Origin of the sequence: Xenorhabdus koppenhoeferi (genome assembly GCF_900116635.1) — a bacterium.
Taxonomy (GTDB): Bacteria; Pseudomonadota; Gammaproteobacteria; order Enterobacterales; family Enterobacteriaceae; genus Xenorhabdus; species Xenorhabdus koppenhoeferi.
The window spans coordinates 27,551-46,216 of sequence record NZ_FPBJ01000007.1 but is presented as its reverse complement, the minus strand read 5'-3'; the positions used below and the strand labels follow the sequence as shown (position 1 = coordinate 46,216).

Sequence of the window (18,666 nt, the reverse complement as noted above, 5' to 3'; positions counted from 1 at the left end):
GCTTTTTAATCTGTTTTGATATTGATTTAACTGTTATAAAGGCTATGCTGAAAGCCATCCTTGTAGTTAACAGTAGGAGTTAACAGCAGGAAATTTTGGTTTTGTTATCCCTCGATTGGTAATTAAAAATGTTGCTCAGTCCCAAACAATTTAGAAATTTCAAGTTAACCTTATTACTTTCACATGGCAAACCAGTTAGCAAGGCTAAAATCATCCAGGAACTCAATTGTTCGGAACCAACATTGATCCGTGCCCTCCGGGAATTGAGGGATCTTTATTGTGCTGATGTTCAGTTTAGTAAAATAGGCAATACTTATCAGCTAGTTGATAAAGGGATGCTGACTAAAAAAGATGTCAAAAGGATCGAAGAATTACTCGTTCAGCATCTCAGTTTAAAAGCCGAAGAAGCAATCAGCCATGTCTTCCTTGATAAAGAGAAGAAAAAGCCTGTTTCTCTCTCCCTGAGAATGTCAGTGATCAGAAAAATTGATGGCTTGTCTAATCGGCTTGAGACAACCAGAAGTGAAGTGGTTGAAATGGTCGTGGACAGATTTATTGAGAATCTGTTGAAAGAAACTATTAACAGTAATTTACCTAAACGGAAAAACCCATAATGCCAGCCAGTTGAATTTAACTGGCATCAAAAACACGCAGCAGGTGAATGGAGGAAATAATTTCCTGGTCTTGGTATGTTTTGAGGAAGTAAAGAAGATATCTAATGGCTTAACGCGCTGGTGGAGAACTACTTTCATGAAATCCAATGAGCCAGCCATTGCTACAATCTGGATTGACAATGCAAGAACAAAAATTGCGATGAGAATCACATTTTCACACTCCATGAAACCGGTTACATGAATAACACATTTTCCTCACATTTTATTTGAATTGAGTCCGTTATTCTGTCTGTCATAAATCTAAAATCACATAGATAACCATATGACTAGAACATATAAAACCAACAAAACAGTGAATTGAAAAATAACGGAAATATTATATTAAATAACTATTTAAGGCTATATATGAGTCAAATCACTCCTCAGTTGACAAATATGTGGGATAAAAGTCATGAAGCATGGTTTGTAAAAGACAAGAAACTCCGTTTTATATATGCAAATAAGGCATTTATTAGATTAAATGCTTTACCCGAAGGCTTTGATGTTACAGGTTATTCTGAACGAGAATTACCAACACCATTTAATCACCCGATTCATCTCTTTGAAGAACATGACCGTAAAGTCTTAAAATCTATGAAACGAATATCATCTATTGGAGCTTATTTTCAACAAAAAAATCAACAACCCGAACCCTATTTTTGTGAAAAATATCCTTTGATGAATGAAAGCAATCAATGTATTGGAATTATTTGCCACACAAAAGAAATAAGTTATTTTTCAGTACATCATTATATTAAAAACGACATTGCTGTATCCATTCAAATTAGCCCACCTAATCATCTACTGACAGAGAAAGAGTGGCAGATCATTTTTTTATTTTGCCGAGGTCTTGACAATAAATATATTGCTAATGAGCTGAAAATTTCATGTCGTACCCTGGAAGGGTATTTTAAAACCATCTATGAAAAATTATCAATAAATTCAATCATTGAACTAAAAGCACTTTGCGAAAGAAATAATTATGATCTCTATATTCCACCAAAATACTTTAAATCTATAGATCATACTTTGCTATATGAAAGATGATACCTATGTATCTCATGAATTTAGAAATGCAGTGCAACGTCAAGGGAACGAATCCAGCCTTACATTCAATTATTATAACGTTAATAAATTATTTTATATCGAATATAAAAATAGAATCAATGCCGGTAACCCATTTGAATAAAATACCAAAAATCTATTCATGATAATATGAATGAATTAGGTTATTATTCCGCGTTACACTTACATTACGTAACTGTCAAAGGAAGAAACATGGCCACAATGAAAGACGTTGCACATCAAGCTGGGGTATCCGTAGCTACTGTCAGTCGGGTCATTAATAATACAGCTTATGTCGAACCTGGTACTCGTGAGCGTGTAGAAAAAGCCATGCGTGAGTTCAATTATCACCGTAATTCTGCTGCACTTGCACTGGCAAAAAGATCCGGAAATATGTTGGGCTTACTGACGGGTAATTTGGCAGATCCTTTTTTTTCCCTTTTAGCGCGCGGGGTTGAAAAAATCGCTCGGAGAAACGAAGCCAAGCTTATGGTTTGTAATGGTGGTCATCAAGCCGAACTCGAGAAATCTGCCTTGGATTTTTTAATCAATCAAGGATGTGAAGCCATCGTCGCCCATATCAGCAGAATGAGCGATACAGATATATTGCGTTATGCTGCGCATACCCCGGGATTAGTGATCATTAATCGGTATTTCCCATCCATCGCTAATCGGTGCGTCTGGTTAGATAATGTCAGAGCATCCCAAATTGCGACCAACTATCTTCTCCAAAATGGTCATCGAAAAATTGCTTATGTAACGACAGATTTACCAATCGATGATAGAAGGCTCCGTCTGGAGGGATATTATACTGCAATGGTGAATACGGGGATCACAGTCCCTAGTGATTGGATTATTAGTGTTCCATTTAATGAAAAAGGTGGAGAACGGGCAGCAGAAAAACTTTTGGACAGCGGCATCAACTTTACTGCGGCGGTAACATTCAATGATGTTATGGCAGCCGGAATGATGCGATTTCTGCATCAACGGAAAATCAAATTACCGGAACAACTATCAATCGTTGGATTTGATGATATTGTCACAGCCCGATATCTCTATCCTTCCTTAACGACCATATGCAATCCAGTAGAACAAATGGCTCAACGAGCAGCGAATCTAGCATTACAGCTCAGTGCCCAAAAAGAACTGCCCCCACAAATGAATATGTTCTCTGCTGAACTCATCATCAGAGATTCCGTTTTTTTAATAAAATAACTTTGTTTTAATAAACTATCTGAAACTGGAATTTTCATATGGATAACAAGAAAAAACTTAATCTGGGACTCTCTATACTACCCATTGCAGCAATGCTCTTTCTGCTAATTATTGGCTATGGTCAATTAGGTCTGCGCATCGAAGTCTTATTACTCGCATCAGCAGTCATCGCAGCAGCTTTAGCATATTGGCAAGGCTATCACTGGGATGACATTATCAATGCCATTGTGGCAAAGCTAGCTAAAGCGATGCCGGTGATCATGATATTGATTTGCGTCGGGGGCCTAATTGGTACCTGGATGTTCAGTGGAACCATACCTTACATGGTTTACTGGGGATTAAAGCTAATCAGCCCTCAATACATACTTATTGCCGCTTTCTTTATCACCAGCGTTATTTCTGTTTGCACGGGGACATCATGGGGAGCGGCCGGAACTGTCGGCGTTGCTCTAATGGGAGTAGCTGCTGGCCTTGATGTATCTTTAGCGGCAGCAGCGGGAGCGGTTGTTTCAGGCGCGTATTTCGGAGACAAAATTTCACCATTATCCGATTCAACTAATTTCGCAGCCATTGTCGCTGACACAGATCTTTACAGCCATATACAGCATTTAATGTATACCACGATCCCGGGCTTTATTTTAGCTGCCATTGTTTATTTTATTGCCGGTCATACAGGCTTGGCAGGTAATGTAGCGACACCTGAAAAAATCACAGAAATTATACAATCACTTGAAAGCCTATATCACTTCAATGCATTGTTGATTTTGCCACCAATACTGGTTTTATGGGGGGCCGTAACAAAACGCCCGGTGATACCTGTCATGCTGGCTGCCTGCACATTGGCTATTGCAATCGGTGTAGCTCTTCAGGGGTTTACGATTAAACAAGGCTTTAATGCGTTAATTGATGGTTTCAATCTGTCAATGTTTTCTGACCAAGGTTACAGCACCACTGGTGTCGTTAGCGATGTTCCCCGCCTGCTCAATCGTGGCGGTATGTTCTCAATGATGGGTACTATATTACTTGTATTTTGCGCATTCGCTTTTGCCGGCACATTAACACTCACTGGTGCCTTGACCGTTATTATTAACCGACTTCTGCAAGCCGTTCATACTACGGGGCAACTCATCGCTGCAACCCTAGGCACAACCATTCTGGTAACTGGTGCAACCTGTGATGGAAAACTGGCTCTCCTCATTCCAGCAGAACTATTCAAAGGGGCTTACCACCGAATGGGGCTGGACAACAAAAATCTATCACGAACTATAGAAGATGGCTGTACTGTCATTGAACCTTTGCTTCCCTGGACTTCTGCCGGCATTTATATGGCGACAACATTGGGTGTTAATACCCTCGACTTATTACCTTGGGCAATCCAGTGCTATGCCGCTGTCTTTTTTGCCCTAATTTATGGCTTTACTGGTTTCGGTATTGCAAAAACCACACCGCAACACTTGCTGAATAAAAAGGAAATACAACGTGAAATCGCCTGATTTCAATCAAATAATCGATCGCCACAACACAGGCTCTGTTAAGTGGGATTTTTTAGATCAGTACCTGCAATTAAATCAAACTGACCTTCTACCAATGTGGGTGTCTGATTTCGATTTCCAATGCCCCAAAGAAGTCCTCCAGGCCTTATCCTCTCGAATTGATCACGGTATCTTTGGTTATAGCGAACGCGATGAACTTTACTACCAATCAGCAATAGACTGGTTTTCAAGACGCCATAAACTGACCTTGCATAAGGAATGGTTCACATCAATAGAAGGTATTATCCCTGGATTGTCTTTACTGATACAGATGCTGAGTAAACCGAGAGAAGGCATTATTGTTCAGGGGCCATACTATGGTTCGTTTGCCAAAATTATTACGATGAATGATCGGGTGCTGATTGAGAATCCGCTTATTGAAGATACTGAAGGATACAAAATTGACCACAGCCATCTAGAACAGATATTGGATCAATATAAACCACCTTTGCTATTGCTATGTAATCCACACAATCCTACGGGCAGATGTTGGGATCATGATGAATTACTCCAGTTATTGATACTCTGTAGAAAATACGGTACGACGATAATTTCTGATGAGATTTGGGCTGATTTACTGTTGCCCGGACAAAAATTTACGTCAATATTGCATCTTGGAAGTAAATGGCATAATCATGTGATCGCCGCCACCTCAGCAAGTAAGACATTCGGGCTTGCATCACTGCGTATATCTAACTTCCTTATTCCAAACCCTTCTCTGCGGGAAGCTTTTACCGATCGCTTGAATGCTCATGGATTAGATGTATTTAATTCATTATCTATGACTGCAGCGATAGCAGCTTATCAATATGGGGATACATGGCTTGATCAACTGCAAGATTATCTGGCTGAGAATCGTGAGTGGTTCGAAAAAGCCTTGGCATCTTCCGTTCCCTGGTGCCGGATAACTAAAGCGGAAGGTACATATTTGATCTGGTTGGACTGTCGGGATTTAGGTTTAGATGACAATGCCTTGCAACAAGCGTTAATACACAAAGCTAAAATAGCAGTTTCAATGGGATGCAGTTTTGGTGATAAAGGAAAAGGATTTATTCGAATCAACTTAGGTTGCCCCCGACAATACCTTGAAAAAGCTATTGCCGGATTAGCTCAATTAACACAATAAGATTAATATCATAAAACAAAAATATCCAAGAAACTCATCTTGATTTAATTCCATGCTCATACCTGAAACTTTTTCGTAAAAAGTTTCAGGTAATAAGTGTCTTCCTGTTTATTCTTGTACGAAACACCTTTAATAAGTAAGATTTCTCTCCTTTATATGATTATTCAAAATGTTATACCCGCTGTCTTTCAAATTGTAGCTTTGCTGGCTTAACTTACTCTAGTCACATAGTCCGTTATGTTCCCAGGGATTAAGAGAGGTTTCTGCCTCTCACCCATGCCGCCGCGTTGCATTTTGAGATTCATTAGGTATTTATATTATCTTAAAATTATTTTTATATTATTTCAGGTTTTTCCCTGGAGCTGGCGTTAGTGTAAAACACTAAAAATATCTAACTAAAAACTTAACTGCCGTTCACAAAAGCAAAACATTACCCCAATAAAAAATGTCATTCCTATTCACTCTAAATTCATACACTAATTCAAACGGTAAAAATAGAATAACAAACATCCACATAAATTCTTTTGCGCCCGACAAGATACTTATAAATTTTAGCTATTTTTAGACATGTTGGAAGCGTATTAAATACTTAATTACCAATTTTTATATTGTGAAAAATAAAAAACATCAGTCATTACATTACAATAAGTAAGGGTTTAGTGTTACAGATTTGTTAGATTCAGATTGAAATACGAAGAATATGTATGTTATTTAGTTATTTAACGTATGAATATCTTTATAGTACAACTTTTTAAAATTTTATTTTACCCAAACCAATATCTAGATATGATTTGTAAATATTTTTTTAAGTAATTGTATAAACTTGGTTTTTAACCAATAAACACATAGTCTTTGACTGGATAATTGTTGTGCCATATCATACGGTCAATTTCTTACAATAATAATCAAAAAATAATAATTATTATTATTTAACAATTAAATAGTTGATATGGATAATATGAAAAGACAAAATAATATCACACCGCAATTAATCCGTATGTGGGAAAAAAGCCTTGATCCTTGGGGTGCCAAAGATCGCCAATCAAGATTCATCTATGCTAACCCTGCCTTTTATCAACTCCTTGACTTATCAGAGAATTTTGATATTAGAGGACTGAGTATAAGTGAATTTCCCTCACCTATGTCAGAATATAAAGAAACCTTTTATCATCAGGATCAAAAAGTTATTCAGACAATGCAACGTGTCACCTCAATGGAAACTCATCCTTTTGGAAAACAAAAAGTTAAACAAACATATCTTTGTGATAAAAATCCACTTTGTGATGATAACGGCGATTGTATTGGCATTTCGTTTCATATGTACAAAGCTCAAAATTTCTCCACCAATTATTATTATGACAAAACTATTCCGGTAACTCTGGAATTCACACCTCCCAGCGATATATTAACAAACATTGAGTGGGAAATTATATTTTTGACTTTATGCTTATTGGATGAAGAAAATATCAGTAGAGAATTAATGATAAAAACAGAAGATGTAATTAATCATATACAATCAATCTACCAAAAATTCAATCTTCCAGGGCATATTGAGTTGCGCGACTTCTGCAAAGAACAAAAATTCGATCGCTATATTCCTGAAAAATTTGTTACTGTTGGCAGCAGAGAATTAAACTAACTATATTATTAGCACATAATTATTAGTACATCATTATTATGTACATAACAAAGAGATCATGATATGAGTAATAAACCCATCATTTCACCTCAAATAATTAACACACTGGCAATCAGTAACGACCCTTGGGGAATAAAGGATAAGAACTCATGTTTTATTTATGGTAATAAAGCATTGAGTACGATCAAAGGCTTCTCTGATTCATTTGATTTTGAAGGACTTCATGATGATGAGCTTCCTTGGGATGGAGCTGAATTTGCACAAGCATATATTAATCATGACCAAAAGGTTATGAAAGAAGATAAATCATATGTTTCACTCGAAACACATATTTGGGGAGAGACAAAAAAATTATCATCTTACTTCTGTGAAAAATCACCGATTTATCATGAAAATGGTGATTGTATAGGGATTATATACCACTTGTGGAAAGCTCAGGACTATTCATTAACTCGCCTATATCATGGAAAGCTTCCTGCATCTATTATGTTTCAACCACCAACCCATTTATTTACCCAGCGAGAATGGGATGTCATTTTTCTCTCTTTACATAAATATACCAGTAAACAAATTGGTAGAATATTAAACCTCTCTTATCGTACAGTCGAAAATTACACGGCACAAATATATAAAAAATCGGGTGTGAGTTCTTCCCAACAATTGGAAGAATATTGCCGCCTTAATAATTTCGATCTCTATGTACCAGAAAGATTTTTGCAACCTGAAAGCCGTATTCTTGTTTAAATCTCAAATTTCCATAACCTCCACAATTTCCATAACCTCCACAATAGAAACAGGGGACAGTTCCCTCTGTTTCTATTAGGCACCCGCCACATCTGGACACAAGAGTCTATACACTTCGTCTTTCAAACTGCCTCTTTGTTGGCTGCGCTCGCTCACCCCGGTCACATAGTTATCTATGTTCCCGGGGATTTGCTCTCTTGCCGTCGCGATGCAACTTGAAATCCATTGTGTATACACACTAAATATAATCCGCATCTGATTGATCCCAACTACAGGCAAAAGTACTTACCTGCATTGGTGTTTTCCCATTATCAATGAAAATTTTAAAAATATGCTTTTAGCATTTCTGAAATGAAACCTCATGTGTGATCGAAAATTGAAAAATGGCAAGTAATTAAGTGATCTTCATTCCATTTTTAGAATTTAACACCAATTTCACCTGTCTGATTTTTGATCATAACCTATTTGTTGTTAAACAATATAAGAACAATCAGTCAACAACATGCACAATTTAAACTAACAATAATTAAATAAAATATTTCTAAGAGGAAATAATATATGCAGCACACTATCAACTTCTGGCCCCTAATCGGGATCGCCGTCATTATCATTGGTTTTATCATCAGGTTTAATCCTGTGCTGGTTGTCACTATTGCAGGCCTTATCACTGGGTTAGCCGCCAATATGTCGATAATCGATATTCTGGAGAAACTGGGTTCCGGGTTTATTAATACATTAAATTTATCACTGACCATCCTTTTTCCACTGGTCATCATTGGTCTGCTGGAAAGGCATGGATTAAAAGAGCAAGCCCAGAAATCCATAGCTCATATTAAAACTGTCACTACCGGGCGGTTACTGATTATCTATCTGTTTATACGCGAAACGTCTGCCGCTCTGGGGTTAACCAGTTTAGGCGGGCACCCGCAAATGGTTCGCCCTTTGCTGGCTCCTATGGCAGAAGGCGCTGCTGAAAACCAGTATGGTGAATTACCCGATTCAGTCCGTCATCGTATTCGGGCCATGTCAGCTGCAACAGATAATATTGGTTTGTTTTTTGGTGAAGATATTTTTGTCGCTTTTGGCGCGATTATCTTTATGCACAATTTCATGCTGGAATCAGGTGGAATTCAAACCGAGCCTCTGCATATCGCCCTCTGGGGAATTCCCACTGCAATTTGTGCTTTCCTGATCCACTCTGTTCGGTTATATCGCCTTGATTACCACCTTGCCAATGAACTGAATTCTTTGAAGCACACCAGATTAAACAGCAAGGGGGAGAAATAATGTTTCAATTACAATACCTCTATGTGCTGGCAGGACTTCTCTTATTAGCTGTTGCTATCATGTCATGGAGCGATAAAGCTAACCCCCGCCGCATAACAACAGGTCTATTCTGGGCGCTGTACGGTTTAATCTTTCTTGCGGGGAAATGGAGCGGACACTTTGTGTCTTTCTGGATTAATGATGAAAATTACGCCCAAAAAATCGCTTATATCGGTGTTGGTGTGTTGGTGATCATTATGGCTCTACTGGCCGGGTTCGATGGTGTTCGTCTGGGAAATTATCATCAACGCACACCAGAACAGCGGCAAAAAAGTGCACAACGTTTTGGTAGTCGGTTATTTCTGCCAGCATTGCTAATCCCAATTGTCACAATGTTTGGCGTACTGGCGTTTAACCATATTCCCGGTTTACAACACGCTGTTTTTGGAACAGGGAATCACTCTACTCTGGTGACTCTCTTTTCCATTACACTTGGCTGTTTGATTGGATTAATCATTGCGCTACGCATGAGCCATGATGCCATTACACAGCCAATACAAGAGACCCGACGCCTGCTGGATTCAATTGGTTGTGTCTTTATTCTTCCACAAATTCTGGCAACGCTCGGATTGCTGTTTACCGTTGCCGGTGTAGGTACTGTGGTTTCCCATCTGACCGAAAATTATTTAGCTGTCGATAATCGATTTATCGCTGTGGTCACTTATGTTTTTGGCATGGCGCTGCTAACGATGATAATGGGTAATGCGTTTGCCGCTTTTCCTATCATTACCGCCGGTATTGGTATTCCTATTTTGATACTGCAACATGGTGGCAATCCGGCGGTTATGGCTGCCATCGGTATGTTTTCAGGCTATTGTGGTACGTTAATGACTCCAATGGCTGCTAATTTCAATATTGTTCCCGCTGCGCTGTTGGAACTGCCCGATCGCAATGCAGTTATCAAAGCACAAATCCCCACAGGCTGTACTTTACTGATTACTAATGTGTTCTTACTCTATTTTCTTATGTTCTTATAAAACAACAAAAAGGAACTCCCATGAAAATGATTCTAATCACAGGTTTTGAACCTTTTGGTGGTGAGACGATAAACCCATCGTGGGAAGCCACTAAACCATTACAAGGATGCCAGATTGCCGATGCATATGTTGAAGTCTGCCAGTTACCCTGTGTTTTCAATAACTCTCTGGAACACCTCTATGCCGCAATTGAGAGAGTTAAACCGGTAGTGGTCATTTCAACCGGAGAAGCAGGGGGTAAGCCAGATATCACGGTAGAACAGGTCGCAATCAATATTAACGATGCCCGTATTCCTGATAATGCTGGTAATCAACCCATTGATACACCGGTTATTGTCGATGGCCCTGCGGCTTATTTTTCTACCCTGCCCATTAAAACCGTGGTCAATGAATTAAGACTTGCCGGAATTCCCGCAACAATTTCCCAAACTGCCGGCACCTTTGTTTGCAATCATATCATGTACGGTTTACAACATTATCTGAACCAATATTACCCCTCTGTGCGTGGCGGATTTATTCACCTTCCTTATTTGCCAGAACAGGCAGTAAAACATTCAAATAAGCCGAGTATGGGTGTAGAAATGATGACAACAGCCTTGAAAATAGCTATTAAATCAACATTGAAAAACGAAAAGGATATTGAGGTTATAGGTGGGACAACAAACTGAGAAGATAGCCACTGAATACCAGTGGCTAATTGGCTTAGAGAAGAAACCGTTTTTAGAAAGGTAACAGTTGGTAGAAATTCAGCAACCAGATAACCGCAACTGCAAAAATCGCCGCGATAATGTCATCCAGCATAATGCCAATCCCGCCTTTTACATAGCGGTCAAACCAACGAATCGGCCACGGTTTCCACATATCGAAAATGCGGAATACCACAAAACCAACTAAAACCCACTGCCAGTTGAGCACAGGGATCGCCATCAGAGTAATCCACATACCAATGAATTCATCCCAAACCACACAGCCCGGATCTTCCACGTTCATTGCATCAGCGGCTTTCTGACAAATCACACATCCAATGACCGTTCCCAGCAAGATAACCAACCATATTCCGCCTGTCGGCAACTGCATCAGCAGTAACCAGAAAGGGATCGCCGCCACTGAGCCTATCGTGCCCGGAATTATTGGTGATAAGCCGCTCCCGAACCCCGTAGCCAACAAATGCCACGGATTGCTCATTTTTAAGTGACGTTTTGCATCATCCATGTGTTCCCGCCGTATGATCATTTTCTGTTTGTTGTGCTGCCGAAAAAGGAGCGACTGGTTTCTTATTGGTTTTAAAATGGTCGAAACCTTTCAGATCCAGCTGAATTTCTTCATTGTTGTTAAAATAGCGGATACCTTCTGATTCTGGTCTGATTTGCCCGATACAACAGAAACTGGCTCCAGAATGAGCCAACGCCATATTTAATGCACCACGGTTAAGCTCAGGCACAGTAAAGCACAATTCATAGTCTTCCCCACCACTCAACGCCCATTTCAACGCCTGTTCAGCAGCGACATATTGCTGCATTGCTTCAGAATAAGGCAACACATCCAGGTTAATACGCGCACCACATTGGCTGGCAGACAAGATATGGTTGAGATCAGAAATCAAGCCATCGGACAGATCAATCGCCGAAGAAGCCAGAGTACGAAGTGCCTGTCCTTGTAGAACCCGTGGCTGCGGACGTAGATGACGCTTAACCAACCAGTTGTGGACTGCCATATCTTCCACAGTCAGACGATCTTGCAACAGAGCAAGGCCTGCGGCACTGTCACCCAATGTTCCGGTTACATAAATCCAGTCACCGTTCTTTGCACCAGTGCGGCGCAACGCGCGGCCAGCCGGAACTAAACCATGTACGGTTAACGTCAAACTCATGGGACCTTTTGTGGTATCCCCACCAATCAATTGCATACCGTAATAATTCAGTTGCTCAAACAGACTGTCACTGAACCGCTTTAACCAATCTTCAGTGATGTCGGGTAATGTTAATGCCAGCGATGCCCAAGCAGGATCTGCTCCAACAGCAGCCAGATCGCTTATATTGACAGCCAATGCCTTATAGGCCAAATCTTCCGGTGAGATCTCAGGAAGGAAATGAACCCCAGCAACCAAAGTATCGGTTGTTACCGCTAGTTCTTGTTTATCTGCAACGGTCATCAGCGCACAATCATCACCAATCCCTAGAGTTACATCACGTCGGCGGATGATATGGCGATTGAAATAACGTGCAATGAGGTCAAATTCACCACATGCCATAATAGAATTCCAGAAAGTGACTGACGATGAGCGCATGAGGCCGGATTACCGCCCTCATGCGTAAAATCATCAAGTTATAATGGGGAACTCCTGGCAAGCAATCACTTTTTCTTGCGTGCTGCTGGACCAGCTTTATCCAATACCCCATTCACGAATTTATGACTATCTTCAGCGCCAAACGTTTTTGCCAGTTCGATACCTTCATTGATAGCCACTTTGTAGGGAACATCATCACGAAAGCTTAGTTCAAACATCGCAACGCGCAAGATGGCTTTTTCCACCTGCCCCAACTCTCCAAGCTGACGAGAAAGATAAGGTGCCATCAAGGCATCCAATTTTGCAGCATTGACCGCTACCCCGGATAACAATTCACGAAAATAGGTGATATCAACACCAGTTACGTCCTGCTCTGACAGAAAATCCAATTCAATATCAGCAATACTATTATTGGATAATTGCCATGAATAAATTGCCTGAACAGCACACTCACGAGCACGACGACGAGCAGCAGGTTTCACAAGATTCCCCTTAATTAAAACTAAAAATTCAGCCTTTAATAGCTTTGATTACATTAATCATTTCCAATGCGGTCAAGGCAGCTTCCGCCCCTTTATTACCCGCTTTGGTACCTGCGCGTTCGATTGCCTGTTCAATATTTTCAGTCGTCAGAACACCAAACGTGACAGGGATATCACTGGACATTGCTACGCTGGATAAACCAGAGCTGCATTCACCAGCAACATATTCGAAGTGAGCTGTACCGCCGCGGATAACAGTCCCCAAAGCGATAACCGCATCATATCTATTGGTTTCAGCCAGTGCCTTAGCCGTCAACGGCAATTCATAAGCACCTGGAACCCATACTACGGTGATATTATCTGAAGAAACCTGACCGATGCGTTCTAGTGCATCCACGGCTCCTTCCAGCAGGCTGTCATTAATGAAGTTGTTAAAGCGGGCAATTGCAATTGCAATGCGGGCTTCAGGGGTTGCAACAACACCTTTGATTACGTTCATAGCCTTCCTTATATTTTGATTCATATCCGCAGGGGCGCGGATCTTATCACATTATTTTTCTCTGCGTATTGGTTTATGTCCAGACTTAAATCAGAATCTAGACCGGGCGTAAGCGAAGACGCACATCAGACCCAATCTGCTTTACATCAGACAAAACGAATTCAGGGGCATCCGAGAGTCTTTGCAATTCTGGGATATCGAACAATCCACGGGCACTATTGCCCAGTATCTTAGGTGCAATATAAAGGATTAATTCGTCGACCAGCCCCAGAGACAATAGAGCACCGGCCAAAGCAGGGCCACATTCCGCCCAAACTGAATTTATCTGACGCTTGCCCAGCTGCATCATCAGCAGAACCAAATCAACACCATTACCATGTACCGGCAATAAAATCTGTTCGACATTATCAGGCCATTGCTGTTCGTTTTTGTTAGTACGTGCTAACCAACATTGCCCTGTTTGCTGGACAACTTGATGCTGCGGTGTGACACGATTTTGGCTATCAGTGATGATACGGATGGGTTGACGAACCTGCTCTTGGGGATAAACCGATTGTGTTTCAGCATCCAGTTCATTCCAACGAACAGTCAGTGAAGGATCATCAGCCAATACTGTTGCGCTCGAACTCAAAATTGCGCTGCACTGTGCCCGCAATTTCTGCACATCTTCACGCGCCTGTGGTGAAGTAATCCATTTACTTTCCCCAGATGATAACGCAGTGCGGCCGTCCAATGATGCCCCCAGCTTCAATTGCAGATAAGGGAACCCCGTACGCATACGTTTGAGAAACCCCTTATTTAAGGATTCTGCCTGATTCATCATCAGACCATGCTCAACCGCAATGCCTGCCTGTTGCAATTTATATAAACCGCGCCCGGCAACTTGTGGATTGGGATCTTGCATCGCGACCACAACACGGCTTAGACCGGCGGCAATCAAGGCATCAGCACAGGGAGGAGTCTTACCGTGATGGCTGCATGGTTCAAGTGTGACGTAAGCGGTGGCACTTTTGGCTTTTTCACCCGCCATATGCAGGGCATGTACTTCTGCATGAGGCTCACCCGCACGTAAATGAAAACCTTCCCCTACTATCTGATCATCCTTAACGATGACACAACCTACATTCGGGTTAGGGGATGTTGTAAAACGTCCCTGATACGCCAGCTCCAGCGCACGGGACATATAAATTTCATCGAGTGTCATAATTTTTAGGTAGCTATATTGTTTGAAAACTCATATTTTCAATCTTGTAGTTTGGCAATCTCTTCGCCAAATTCTCGGATATCCTCAAAACTACGGTAAACAGATGCAAAACGAATATAGGCTACTTTATCCAGTTTTTTCAGGGCATCCATGACAAAATTTCCAATCATTTTGGATGGGATTTCACGCTCTCCCGTTGCCCGCACCTGAGATTTAATATGGCTAATTGCTGTTTCTACATCATCAGAACTGACAGGGCGCTTCTCCAGTGCCTTTTGCATACCACGCCGCAATTTTTCTTCGTCAAAAGGCTCCCGAATATCATCACTCTTAATGACGCGTGGCATCACCAGTTCTGCTATTTCAAACGTAGTGAAGCGTTCATGGCACTCCAGGCACTGACGGCGACGGCGCACTTGTGAGCCATCCCCAACCAGACGGGAATCAATAACTTTAGTATCAACGGCTGCGCAAAATGGGCAATGCATATCGTTTCCTGACAGTTAACCGAAGGGAGAGTGACAGTGTACCTTGAAGTGATAATGAAAAACACCCTGTCAGTAAGTACTCACAGGGCGTTTAGACACTATCAAAAAAACGCGATCAGGCTAAGTCATTAAGGAAGTATGGAAGGCTGATCAGCCCCTTCTTTCTCAACTTTCTGCTGAATCATATGTTCACGTTTCATACCCAGTTTCAAAGCCAGTGCAGAGGCAACATAGATGGAAGAAACTGTACCGATGGAAACACCGATTAACATTGCCAGTGAGAAGCCTTTCAGCATTTCCCCACCGAAAATGTACAGCATCAGCACAACCAGCAATGTCGTGGCAGAAGTCATGATCGTACGACTCAGAGTCTGGGTCAGTGAAACATTCATGATCTCATAAGAGGTACCACGGCGTATCTTGCGGAAGTTTTCACGAATACGATCCGATACAACGATACTGTCGTTCAATGAATAACCGATAACGGACATCAATGATGCAACGATAGTCAGATCAATTTCGATATGAAACAACGACAGAATACCCAGAGTGATAATTACGTCATGTGCAAGCGCAATCACTGCTCCCAGTGCCAAACGCCACTCAAAGCGGAAACCGACATAAATCAGGATACAGATCAGTGCAACCAATAGCGCCATTGCTCCGGTTTGCGCCAGTTCGCTTCCTACACTCGGACCGACGAACTCTACGCGTTTAACCGTAGCATCGTTATCAATATTCTGATTAATAACGGAAATAATCTTATTACCCAGTTCCTGTCCTGCATTACCTGCTACCGGAGGCATACGCACCATCACATCACGACTGCTGCCAAAATTTTGCAAAAGCGCATCAGAAAAACCATTCTGTGTCAGGCTATCGCGCATTTTGTCCAGATCCGCAGGTTTGCTCAGATTAATCTCAATGACCGTCCCACCGGTAAAATCAAGACCCCAGTTAAACCCACGAACCCCCATCGTAACGATGGAAGCAACCAATAACAGGAACGAAATCCCAAAGGCAACGTTGTCCCAGCGCATAAAGTCAATGACTCTACGCCCATAGTTTAATTGTTCAACAGTATAATCCTGTGCCACAACGTGCTCCTTAAATTGACAACTTATTGATACGCTTGCCACCGTACAGCAAGTTCACGATTGCTCGCGTTCCCACAATCGCAGTGAACATCGAAGTCGCCACACCAATACTCGTGGTGATCGCGAAGCCCTTGATAGAGCCAGTGCCTACTGCATACAGGATGATCGCAGTAATCAGCGTAGTCAGGTTTGCGTCGATGATACTGGAGAACGCGCCTTTGTAACCTTCATGAATTGCCTGCTGAACCGTGCGTCCATTACGCAACTCTTCTTTGATGCGTTCGTTGATTAACACATTCGCATCCACGGCTACGGCTAGTGTCAGAACGATACCGGCAATTCCCGGCATAGTCAGTGTTGCACCCGGCAACAGAGACATAATACCGACGATGAGGACTAAGTTTGCCAGCAATGCACTGCTCGCAATCAGACCAAATTTGCGATAGTAAATCACCATAAACAGAATGGAAGCAACCAAGCCCCACAAGCACGCTTCAAGGCCTTGCTCGATATTTTGCAAGCCCAGCGTTGGCCCTATAGTACGTTCTTCCACAATCTGGATTGGCGCAATCAACGCGCCAGCACGCAGCAACAGTGATAACTGGCGGGCTTCGGCCGGGTTACCAAGACCCGTAATGCGGAAACTGTTACCTAAACGCGACTGAATGGTAGCGATATTAATAACTTCTTCTTTCTTAACCAAAAGCGAACGACCATTGGCATCTTTTTTGCCGCTGTCCTTATATTCCACAAACAGCGTTGCCATTGGCTTTTGCAGGTTATCTTTGGTGAAATTAGACATCGCAGTACCACCCGCGCTATCCAGAGAAATATTCACCTGTGGATAACCGTTCTCATCCGTACTGGAAGTGGAATCAGTAATATGATCCCCTGTCAGGATAACACGCTTATACAATACGGCTGGGTTACCATCACGGGTATATTGCAGTTCTGAATCAGCGGGAATACGACCAGCCAGTGCTGCATTTTGGTCAATATTGGTATTGACCAGACGGAATTCCAAGGTTGCCGTTGCGCCGAGGATCTCTTTAGCGCGGGCGGTATCCTGAATACCGGGTAATTCAACAACAATACGATCTGCGCCTTGACGTTGAACCAGTGGCTCAGCAACCCCAAGTTGGTTAACACGGTTACGCAGGATGGTAATATTCTGCTGAACAGCATAAGAACGCGCTTCACGCAGCCGCTCATCACTCATCACGGCTTTCAGCGTATTATTGGCGCCGGCAGAGAAGACTAAGTTACGGTGACGAGATTCAAGATAGTTTTCCGCTTTAGAACGGGCATCGCTATCACGGAAACGAACTTCAACGCCATAATTATCAATCTTGCGGATAGTAGAATAAGTGATGCCCTGATCACGCAACTCAATGCGTAGACTATCAATATTCTGTTCCTGTAACTTGCTCAGTGCAGTTTCCATATCCACTTCCATCAAGAAGTGAACACCGCCACGCAAGTCAAGCCCCAGTTTCATCGGCTCAGCACCAACTTTACTTAACCAGACAGGCGTTGCGGGAGCAAGGTTTAATGCCACAACATACTGTTCACCCAACGCTGAGACCAGTGCTTCACGGGCACGGAGCTGAACATCAGAACTATTGAAACGAGCAAGGATTGCTCCATTTTCTAACGCAATGGACTTGCTCTTGATTTGATCTTTTTCTAAAACATTACGGACTTGGTCCAGCGTTTTTTCACTGGCGGCGATGCCTCGCGCGCCAGTGATTTGTACAGCCGGATCCTCACCATAAAGGTTGGGAAGTGCATAAAGCAAACCGATGAGGATCGCAGCGATCAGCATCAGATACTTCCACAAAGGATAACGGTTCAACACGGCAGTTCCCTTCGGGAAAATCGGAAATTAAATAGCTTTCATTGTACCTTTCGGCAAAATGGCAGCAACGAAGTCACGTTTGACAGTTATTTCTGTGGTGTCATTCAGGGCAATCACAACATAGCCAGTTTCAGACACTTTAGAGACACGACCAACCAAACCACCAGAAGTCAGTACTTCATCCCCTTTGGAGATGGAATCCATCAGTTTTTTATGTTCTTTAGTGCGTTTTTGTTGTGGACGCAGGATCATGAAATAGAAAATCAGACCGAAAACAACCAGCATGATAATCAGAGAATATGGGCTACCCTGAGCTTGCGCTGGCGCACCAGCAGCTGCCGCAGCTTCAGAAATAAAAAAACTCATCAAATTTCCCTCATTGTTATCGAAGACAGTGCTATTAAAGACATTGTTATCGAAGATATGTTGTCAAAAATATTGTTGTTGAAAATATTGTTGTCGAAAATATGACTA

Annotated in this window: 19 protein-coding genes; 10 read left to right on the top strand and 9 right to left on the bottom strand. The window is 41.8% G+C overall.

Translation table 11 applies throughout. The annotated features are described in order from the left end of the window. The first annotated feature begins 128 nt into the window (after positions 1-128). The 10 genes from BM329_RS03705 to pcp all read left to right on the top strand — a co-directional run bounded on the left by BM329_RS03705 (position 129) and on the right by pcp (position 10,945). A complete protein-coding gene (locus BM329_RS03705) occupies positions 129-614 on the top strand; it encodes a tellurium resistance protein TerW (RefSeq protein ID WP_092549098.1) in 486 nt (161 codons plus the stop codon). 405 nt (positions 615-1,019) lie between these two features. Next, positions 1,020-1,700, top strand: coding sequence for a helix-turn-helix transcriptional regulator (locus BM329_RS03695; RefSeq protein ID WP_092549092.1), 681 nt, complete (start codon positions 1,020-1,022; stop codon positions 1,698-1,700). Between the two features lie 231 nt (positions 1,701-1,931). Beyond that, positions 1,932-2,933 carry a LacI family DNA-binding transcriptional regulator gene (locus BM329_RS03690; RefSeq protein ID WP_092549089.1) on the top strand — a complete coding sequence of 334 codons (1,002 nt, stop codon included), beginning with the start codon at positions 1,932-1,934 and terminating at the stop codon, positions 2,931-2,933. Positions 2,934-2,971: 38 nt separating this feature from the next. Next, on the top strand, positions 2,972-4,426 hold the full coding sequence (gene nhaC, locus BM329_RS03685; RefSeq protein WP_092549086.1) for a Na+/H+ antiporter NhaC: 1,455 nt from the start codon (positions 2,972-2,974) through the stop codon (positions 4,424-4,426). Then, complete coding sequence (locus BM329_RS03680; RefSeq protein ID WP_092549083.1) at positions 4,413-5,591, top strand: MalY/PatB family protein; 1,179 nt, start codon at positions 4,413-4,415, stop codon at positions 5,589-5,591. Before nhaC ends, BM329_RS03680 begins: the two co-directional genes overlap by 14 nt. A 949-nt stretch (positions 5,592-6,540) precedes the next feature. Further along, positions 6,541-7,230, top strand: a complete 690-nt coding sequence (locus tag BM329_RS03675; RefSeq protein WP_092549080.1) for a PAS domain-containing protein — start codon at positions 6,541-6,543, stop codon at positions 7,228-7,230. A 63-nt stretch (positions 7,231-7,293) separates the two neighbouring features. After that, positions 7,294-7,974 (top strand): helix-turn-helix transcriptional regulator, encoded by a 681-nt coding sequence (locus tag BM329_RS03670; RefSeq protein ID WP_092549077.1) that lies wholly within the window; start codon positions 7,294-7,296, stop codon positions 7,972-7,974. A 558-nt stretch (positions 7,975-8,532) separates the two neighbouring features. Further along, positions 8,533-9,261 carry a DUF969 domain-containing protein gene (locus BM329_RS03665; RefSeq protein WP_092549074.1) on the top strand — a complete coding sequence of 243 codons (729 nt, stop codon included), beginning with the start codon at positions 8,533-8,535 and terminating at the stop codon, positions 9,259-9,261. After that, positions 9,258-10,277, top strand: a complete 1,020-nt coding sequence (locus BM329_RS03660) for a DUF979 domain-containing protein (RefSeq protein ID WP_177216178.1) — start codon at positions 9,258-9,260, stop codon at positions 10,275-10,277. Before BM329_RS03665 ends, BM329_RS03660 begins: the two co-directional genes overlap by 4 nt. Positions 10,278-10,297: 20 nt before the next feature. Beyond that, positions 10,298-10,945 (top strand): pyroglutamyl-peptidase I, encoded by a 648-nt coding sequence (pcp, locus tag BM329_RS03655; RefSeq protein WP_092549068.1) that lies wholly within the window; start codon positions 10,298-10,300, stop codon positions 10,943-10,945. Between the two features lie 52 nt (positions 10,946-10,997). Here the strand turns inward: pcp and pgpA are convergent, their stop codons facing one another. The 9 genes from pgpA to yajC form a co-directional block, all read right to left on the bottom strand. Beyond that, positions 10,998-11,489 carry a phosphatidylglycerophosphatase A gene (pgpA, locus tag BM329_RS03650; RefSeq protein WP_092549065.1) on the bottom strand — a complete coding sequence of 164 codons (492 nt, stop codon included), beginning with the start codon at positions 11,487-11,489 and terminating at the stop codon, positions 10,998-11,000. Beyond that, a complete protein-coding gene (gene thiL, locus BM329_RS03645; protein WP_092549062.1) occupies positions 11,482-12,528 on the bottom strand; it encodes a thiamine-phosphate kinase in 1,047 nt (348 codons plus the stop codon). The genes pgpA and thiL overlap by 8 nt, the downstream gene beginning before the upstream one ends. Positions 12,529-12,629: 101 nt before the next feature. Beyond that, complete coding sequence (gene nusB, locus BM329_RS03640) at positions 12,630-13,046, bottom strand: transcription antitermination factor NusB (protein WP_092549059.1); 417 nt, start codon at positions 13,044-13,046, stop codon at positions 12,630-12,632. A 28-nt stretch (positions 13,047-13,074) separates the two neighbouring features. Further along, positions 13,075-13,545, bottom strand: a complete 471-nt coding sequence (ribH, locus tag BM329_RS03635) for a 6,7-dimethyl-8-ribityllumazine synthase (protein WP_092549056.1) — start codon at positions 13,543-13,545, stop codon at positions 13,075-13,077. Positions 13,546-13,642: 97 nt separating this feature from the next. Next, the gene (gene ribD, locus BM329_RS03630; RefSeq protein WP_092549053.1) at positions 13,643-14,749 is read right to left on the bottom strand and encodes a bifunctional diaminohydroxyphosphoribosylaminopyrimidine deaminase/5-amino-6-(5-phosphoribosylamino)uracil reductase RibD; all 1,107 of its coding nucleotides are present in this window, start codon (positions 14,747-14,749) and stop codon (positions 13,643-13,645) included. A gap of 38 nt (positions 14,750-14,787) precedes the next feature. Further along, positions 14,788-15,237, bottom strand: coding sequence for a transcriptional regulator NrdR (gene nrdR / locus BM329_RS03625; protein WP_092549050.1), 450 nt, complete (start codon positions 15,235-15,237; stop codon positions 14,788-14,790). 128 nt (positions 15,238-15,365) lie between these two features. Beyond that, a complete protein-coding gene (gene secF / locus BM329_RS03620; protein WP_092549047.1) occupies positions 15,366-16,334 on the bottom strand; it encodes a protein translocase subunit SecF in 969 nt (322 codons plus the stop codon). Between the two features lie 10 nt (positions 16,335-16,344). Continuing rightward, positions 16,345-18,192, bottom strand: a complete 1,848-nt coding sequence (gene secD / locus BM329_RS03615; protein WP_092549044.1) for a protein translocase subunit SecD — start codon at positions 18,190-18,192, stop codon at positions 16,345-16,347. Between the two features lie 27 nt (positions 18,193-18,219). Beyond that, positions 18,220-18,558, bottom strand: a complete 339-nt coding sequence (yajC, locus tag BM329_RS03610) for a preprotein translocase subunit YajC (protein ID WP_092549041.1) — start codon at positions 18,556-18,558, stop codon at positions 18,220-18,222. Positions 18,559-18,666: the final 108 nt, after the last annotated feature.